Origin of the sequence: Hyphomonas sp. (assembly GCF_040882205.1) — a bacterium.
In the GTDB taxonomy this organism is placed as follows: Bacteria; Pseudomonadota; Alphaproteobacteria; order Caulobacterales; family Hyphomonadaceae; genus Hyphomonas.
The window spans coordinates 1-6978 of the sequence record NZ_JBBEBT010000067.1 but is presented as its reverse complement, the minus strand read 5'-3'; the positions used below and the strand labels follow the sequence as shown (position 1 = coordinate 6978).

Sequence of the window (6978 nt, the reverse complement as noted above, 5' to 3'; positions counted from 1 at the left end):
ATCCGTTCCATCGTGGTTGAAGGCAACAAGCGCATCGAGGCGCGTACGGTCCAGTCGTACCTGCTTCTGGAGCCGGGCGATGCGTTTGATCCTGACCGGATCGACCTGTCGCTTAAAACGCTGTTCGCAACCAACCTGTTTGCCGACGTGTCGATTGACCGGCGTAACGACGACCTGGTGGTGCGTGTCGTCGAAAACCCGATCATCAACCGCGTGATCTTCGAGGGCAACCGCGCGCTCAAGGATGAAAAACTGCGTGAAGAAATCCAGGCTGCGCCGCGCGGCGTTTTCACCGCGGCCCGCGTGCAGGGTGACGTGCAGCGCATCCTTGAGATGTATCGCCGGTCTGGCCGTTTTGCCGCGAAGGTAGAGCCGCAGTACAAGCCGCTCGAACAAAACCGTGTCGACCTGATCTTCGAGGTCACAGAAGGCCCCGTGACCGGCGTGCGCGCCATCAACTTCATCGGCAACACGGAATATTCGGACTCGCGCCTGCGCAGCGAGATCGTGACCCGCCAGTCGCGCTTCTGGCGCTTCTTCAGCTCGAACGACAATTATGACTCCGGCCGCCTGGAATTCGACCGAGAGCAACTGCGCGAGTTCTACCAGAACAACGGCTATTACGATTTCCGTGTAACCTCTGCGGTCGCCGAACTGACCCCGGACCAGAAGGACTTCTACGTTACCTTCACGGTGGACGAGGGTCGCCAGTACGACTTCGGCGTGATCAAGGTTGAGACAGCGCTGGAGAAACTGGACTCCAACATCCTCGAGGCTGTCGTGCCGATCCAGGAAGGCGAACTCTTCCGCGGCAACCAGATCGAAAGCACCATCGACGCGCTGACTTATGCCGCCGGTGTGGCTGGCTATGCCTTCGTCGATATCCGGCCGCAGATCAGCATCAACGAACAAACCGGCCGGATCGATATCACGTTTGCAATTGATGAGGGTCCGCGCGTCTACATCGACCGTATCAACATCGTCGGTAATACGCAGACGCTGGACCGCGTCATACGCCGCGAGCTGCGCATCGCCGAAGGCGACGCGTTCAACCGGATCCTGCTGGACCGTTCGCGCAACCGCATCCGTGCCCTCGGTTTCTTTAAAGACGTCAAGATTGAAGAGACGCCGGCGGAAGAACCGGACCGGACTGTTGTCAACGTTACCGTTGAAGAGCAATCGACCGGCGAACTCTCCTTTGCGGCAGGTTTCTCTTCGGTCGACGCCTACCTCTTCGACCTCAGTGCGTCGCAGCGAAACCTGCGTGGCCGAGGCCAGTCGGTTGTCGCGCGCACCTCGCTCTCGAGCCGTCAGCAGGTTGTCGACCTTCGCTTTACCGAGCCGCGCTTCCTCGACCGCAACCTCTCTGCCGGTGTCGACCTTTTCGCGACGCGTCAGGACTTCGAAGAGTTCACAGGTTTCACAAGCGAAACCATCGGCGGCAGTGTCCGCGTGGCTTTTCCACTGACCGACCGGATGCAGCTCGGCCTCAGCTACCGTCTGCAAACGGACGATGTGAGCATCGCTGATCAGGATATCATCATCGATTCCAGTGGCGCTTTTCTCCGGGCAATCCAGCAGACCGCGGGTGGGGATACGCCGGACGATTTCACGGATGACGTGGTGCGGCCGGTGCAGCCTGGGGATGCCGCCGCTGGCGAGTTTTTCGTCGATCGCTGTGATCCGCTGTTCCTCCTGCGAGACACGATCTGCCGTTCCGAGCGCAGCGATTTATCGAGTATTGTCGGCTACAACTTCTACTGGGACCAGACGAACGATCCCATCACGCCGACACGCGGTTTTGACTTCCGCTTCAGCCAGGACATTGCAGGCCTCGGCGGCGATGTCCAATACGTCCGTACCGAGACGGGCGCCTCGGTCTATCGCGGCATCTGGCGCGATGTGATCGCATCGGCGCGTTTCTCCGGCGGATACGTTCTTCCTCTTGACCAGAATGAGGGTGTCCGGATCAACAACCGCTTTTTCCGCGGTGGCAGCACGTTCCGCGGCTTCGACGTCGCCGGCCTTGGCCCGCGCGAAGTCTACCGCATCTTCGATCCGAACACAGGCGAGGTACTCACGTCGCTTCGCCTTAACTCGCTCGGCGGCAACGCCTACTACCAGGGTACGTTTGAGGTTACGGTTCCGAACTTCCTGCCGGAAGAGTATGGCATCAAGAGCGCCTTGTTCCTGGATGTCGGCTCGCTCGGCCATCTTGAAGATATTGACAAGGGTAGTCCGGTGGTAATTCCGGACGCCTCGTCGCTCGGCTTTTTCGGCCTTGGCGCGGTCCGTGTTCCGAAAGATGGCATGGGCCTGCGATCGTCGGCCGGCCTCAGCGTGTTCTGGGATTCGCCCTTCGGCCCGATCCGGTTCGACTTCTCGCAGATCCTGCGCAAGGAAGACTACGACCAAACCGAGACCTTCCGGTTCTCGACGTCCACACGTTTCTGATCTCGACAGTCCCAACGAGGAAAAACCAATGACTAATCTACGCATGCTCGTGGCCGCAACTATGCTGGCCATAACATTCTCGACAACGCTTGCCCCGGCTTCCTATGCTCAGGGCACGGTTGTCATCATCATCGACGAAGGAAGGATCCTCGCCGACAGCAAGGCTGGCAAGGATCTCTTCACGAAGCTCAAGAACATCGAAACCCAGATCAACAACGAGCTGAAAGCGCCTCGTGACGCGCTGGAAGCTGAACGGACGTCGCTTGCAGCGCAGGTCGACGGCAAGACCCGTGAAGCGATTGTTGCCGATGCTGCTCTGGTCGCCAGGATCGAAGCGTTCCAGACGAAGGCCAATGAGTTTGCCCAGAAGCGGAGCCTTCTGCAGCAGGAATACGCCGCGACCGAGCAGAAAGGCTTTGTCGATTTCAACACGGCGATTGAGCCGGTACTTCTCGAAGTGGTGAAGGAGAAAGGCGCGCAGGTCGTCCTGTCAAAGAGCCAGGCAGTGTTCTCTGCGGACACGGTGGATGCAACTCCGGCGATCGTTTCTAAGCTCGATGTCCGTACACCGGCAATCACCGTCGTGCGCCAACGCGCGCCGGCAGCGCCTCAATAAGTCGCCGCGGGAAACGCCCCCGTGGCAGTTGATACCCGCTTCTATGCGTCATTGGGGGCTTTGACGCTGGAAACGGCCGCCGCCCTGACGGGCTCAGAGCTTGCCGGTGATCCCCATGCGGCGATCTCCGGCATTGCCGCCGCCGACCGCGCGCAGAAAGGCGAGATCGCCTTTCTGGAAGGCGGCGCTGGCGAGGCATTTCTTAGCCCTGACCTGACGGTCGTAGTGGTCAGCGAAGCTGCAAGAGCATGCGTTCCGGAAGGCGTGTCTTTTCTGGTCAACCGGCAGCCACGTAATGCGCATGGACAGATATCCCGCGCCCTTTTCCGGCCAAAGCACTTGCAGGCGCAGGGGCCGGATCTGATATCTGCGTCAGCCCGCATACACGCTGAGGCCATGATCGGCCCGGGGGTCGTTGTTGGCGAGGATGCAGCAATAGGAGCGGGGACGGTCGTGCGTCCCAATTCGGTGATCGGGCCGGGTGTCCAGATTGGCCGGCACTGCAATATCGGCGCAGGGGTATCTGTGCACTGCGCTCTGATCGGCGATCATGTGACGCTGCTGTCAGGCGCCCGCATCGGTGAAACCGGCTTCGGCGTCACGCCCGGCCCGCAAGGGCTGGAAGACGCGCCGCACTATGGCCGGGTCATCCTTCAGGATCATGTCACCGTCGGCGCCAATACCTGCATTGATCGCGGCGTATTTGGTGACACGGTCGTGGGGGAGCGCGCCAAGATCGATAACCTCTGCCAGATCGCTCACAATGTTCTGCTGGGTCGATCCGTTATTGTGGCGGCGTTTGGCGGGATATCAGGGTCGGTAAAGGTCGGAGATGGTTGCATGCTGGGTGGCCGGGCAGGCATCGCTGACCACGTGACGCTTGGGGAGGGCGTTAGCCTTGCGGCATCGGCAGGTCTTTTCCGGGACGTCGCAGCGGGTGAGACCTGGGGCGGCACGCCGGCCAAACCGATCCGCCAGTGGATGCGTGAAGTAGCCTGGCTTAACAAGCAGTCGAACACCCGGAAGCGCGATTGACCAGTGGCGCGGGACCCGTTCCGCTGCTAACGAAAAACCATGTCCACGACTGTTCATCCTACGTCTGTCATCGAAGCGGGCGCCGCCTTGCATGACGGGGTTTATGTCGGCCCCTTCTGCCATGTTGGTGCGAATGTCGAACTCGGCGCTGGTACCCGGCTGATTTCGCATGCCAGCGTGCGAGGCACCACAAAGCTGGGCTCTGATTGTGTTCTGCGCCCGTACGCTGCCATAGGCGGCGTACCGCAGGTCCTTGGTGCGGAAGAATCGCCGGATTCCCGTCTGGAAATCGGCGACAAGTGCGTGTTTCATGAGAATTCCACCGTTCATACCGGATGGCCGAAAACCGGTGGTCTTACGAAAGTCGGCGTCAACTGTCTGGTCATGGTCGGCGCGCACATCGCCCATGACTGCCAAATCGGCAGCAATGTTGTGATGGCGACCAATGCCTCGCTGGCCGGACATGTCCATGTGGGAGACAATGTCTGGTTCGGCGGGCTCGCTGCGGTCCATCAGTTCAGCCGCATCGGCCGCAATGCGTTAATCGGGGGCGGCGCTATTGTGGTCGAGGATGTGATCCCGTTCGGTTCGGTGATTGGGAACCACGCAAAGCTTGCGGGCCTGAATACCGTGGGCCTCAAGCGGCGAGGCTTCTCCAAGGCTGACCTCCACCAGATACGCGCGGCCTACAGAGCGGTGTTTAAGGGTGAGGGTTTGTTCAAGGACCGGCTCGCATCCGCCGCAACCGCTTTCGAAGGGCAGGCCCTGGCTATGGAGTTGATTGATTTCATCCGCGAGGGCGGCGACCGCCCTATCTGCAAGCCGGGTTGACGGGATGTCTGCACCTCTTGGCTTGATTGCGGGACTGGGTGATTTGCCGGTCGCCATTGCCGAGAATGCCGTTGCGACGGGGCAGGGTGTTTACGTGTTGCGTCTCAAGGGCTTCGAAGAGCCAAGGCTCGCGGCTTATCCGGGCAGCGTTTTGGGGCTGGGCGAAATCGGTGCAGTCATCAGCCGGCTGAAGGAAGCGGGATGCCGCGATCTGGTTTTTGCCGGAAACGTCAGTCGGCCGAACTTTTCCGACCTGAAGCTCGACCTCAAAGGCGCGAGCCTTCTGCCTAAAGTGTTGAGTGAAGCCCGGCGCGGCGATGACGCGCTGCTGCGCGTGCTGGTCAATGAATTCGAGAAGAATGGCTTCAATGTCATCGGAAGCGAACAGGCGCATGCGAAGCTGCTGGCGCCTGCTGTCCTGATCGCCGGACCTGCGCCAGGCGAGGCTTTGCTTGCGGATATGGAAATTGCCGCCCGCGTCGCGTCTGCCAGCGGCGCACTGGACATCGGACAGGCATGTGTCGTTTGCGACGGGCTGGTGCTGGCGGTTGAGGCTCAGGAAGGCACCGACGAGATGCTGCGGCGCTGCGCGGCACTGCCGGAGACAATCAGGGGACGTGAAGGCGCGCGGCGCGGCGTACTCGTGAAACGTCCCAAACCGGTTCAGGAGCGCCGGATTGACCTGCCGGCGACGGGTGTCTCGACCGTCGAACTGGCGGCTGCAGCCGGCCTCGCGGGGATTGGCGTTGAGGCGGGCGGTGCACTTATGCTGAACCGCCTGGCCATGGAAGGGAAGGCTTCGGCGCTGGGATTGTTTCTGTACGGATTTTCGCCAACCCTCGGCACGCGCGCCTGATGTCGCTCTATTTTGTCGCCGCTGAAGCTTCTGGAGACCTGCTGGCCCGTGAAGTGGCCGACTGGGTGCGCCGCAAGGCGCCCGGCACCCGTATCGACGGCATTGGAGGCGCGGAGCTTGCCGCCATTGGGATAAGGTCTCCAATCGACATATCCCCATTGTCCGTCCTCGGATTTGTCGAGGGCATAAGGGCTTACGGCGACGTCGTCCGACTTGCCGATGAGGCGGCCGGTGACATTTGTCTCAAGAATCCTCGTGTCGTCGTGCTCGTGGATTCCTGGGGCTTCATGTTGCGTGTGGCCCAACGCGTGCGCGCGCGAGCGCCGTGGATCCGGCTCGTCAAGCTGATCGGGCCGCAGGTCTGGGCAACGCGCGCAGGACGGGCCGAAACGCTTGCCGCAACGGTCGACCACTTACTCTGCATGCATGACATTGAAGTTCCATACTATGAACCCTTCGGTTTGAAGGTAACTGTTATTGGCAATCCGGCGCTCTCGCGCAGCGGGCACGGGGATGGCGCAGCCTTGCGCGCGTCGCGCGGCATTCCGGACAGCACGCCGGTTGTGCTGGTTCTGCCGGGCAGCCGGCGAAGCGAGATTGCGTCGGTCGCCCCGGTCCTGATGGACGCCGCCAAGCGTATCCGTGAGAAGCGCCCCGATGTGCGCATTATGGTCCAGCCCGCGGCGTCGATCCGGGAGGCATTTTCGGCGCGATTTCCGGAGGCTTCCGGATGGGAAGAAATCCTCACTGATCCCGGCCATCGCTACGACACCATGGCGGCGGCGGACATAGCGTTGGCTTGTTCCGGCACTGTGACCAGCGAAGTGGCCATGCAAGGCACACCCATGATCGTTGGCTACAAGACCGGCTGGATCACCTGGGCACTGGCGAGAGGTCTTCTGTTCAAGAAGATCCACATCACGCTGCTGAACATTCTCAACGGAGATAAGGAAATCGTTCCGGAGTTCGTGCAGACGCGGTTCAACGCAGAGCTGATTGCCGCGAAGGCGCTCGAATGGCTGGCCAATCCCGCCGAACTCTCGGCGCAGAAGGACCGTCAGGCAGCGGCTCTCAGAGCGCTTGTACGGGACGGCAAATCTGCCGCCGAAATAGCGGCAGATGCCATCCTGCTAGAGCAGATTCACCTCAACCACAGTCATATCCGCAGGCGTTGAAGTAGTTGGCG

At 60.9% G+C, this 6978-nt stretch carries 6 protein-coding genes; all 6 read left to right on the top strand.

Annotated features, from left to right (window positions below):
• The coding region (gene bamA / locus WEA77_RS02965; RefSeq protein WP_368066372.1) for an outer membrane protein assembly factor BamA at positions 1–2454 on the top strand (2454 nt) is incomplete at its 5' end.
• 28 nt (positions 2455–2482) lie between these two features.
• Entirely contained in the window at positions 2483–3070 is a 588-nt protein-coding gene (locus WEA77_RS02960) for an OmpH family outer membrane protein (protein WP_368066371.1), read from the top strand.
• A gap of 21 nt (positions 3071–3091) precedes the next feature.
• The gene (lpxD, locus tag WEA77_RS02955; protein WP_368066370.1) at positions 3092–4105 is read left to right on the top strand and encodes a UDP-3-O-(3-hydroxymyristoyl)glucosamine N-acyltransferase; all 1014 of its coding nucleotides are present in this window, start codon (positions 3092–3094) and stop codon (positions 4103–4105) included.
• A 39-nt stretch (positions 4106–4144) separates the two neighbouring features.
• On the top strand, positions 4145–4936 hold the full coding sequence (lpxA, locus tag WEA77_RS02950; RefSeq protein WP_368066369.1) for an acyl-ACP--UDP-N-acetylglucosamine O-acyltransferase: 792 nt from the start codon (positions 4145–4147) through the stop codon (positions 4934–4936).
• A 4-nt stretch (positions 4937–4940) separates the two neighbouring features.
• Positions 4941–5792, top strand: a complete 852-nt coding sequence (locus WEA77_RS02945; protein ID WP_368066368.1) for an LpxI family protein — start codon at positions 4941–4943, stop codon at positions 5790–5792.
• Complete coding sequence (locus WEA77_RS02940) at positions 5792–6967, top strand: lipid-A-disaccharide synthase (protein ID WP_368066367.1); 1176 nt, start codon at positions 5792–5794, stop codon at positions 6965–6967. The genes WEA77_RS02945 and WEA77_RS02940 overlap by 1 nt, the downstream gene beginning before the upstream one ends.
• The last annotated feature ends 11 nt before the right edge of the window (positions 6968–6978 follow it).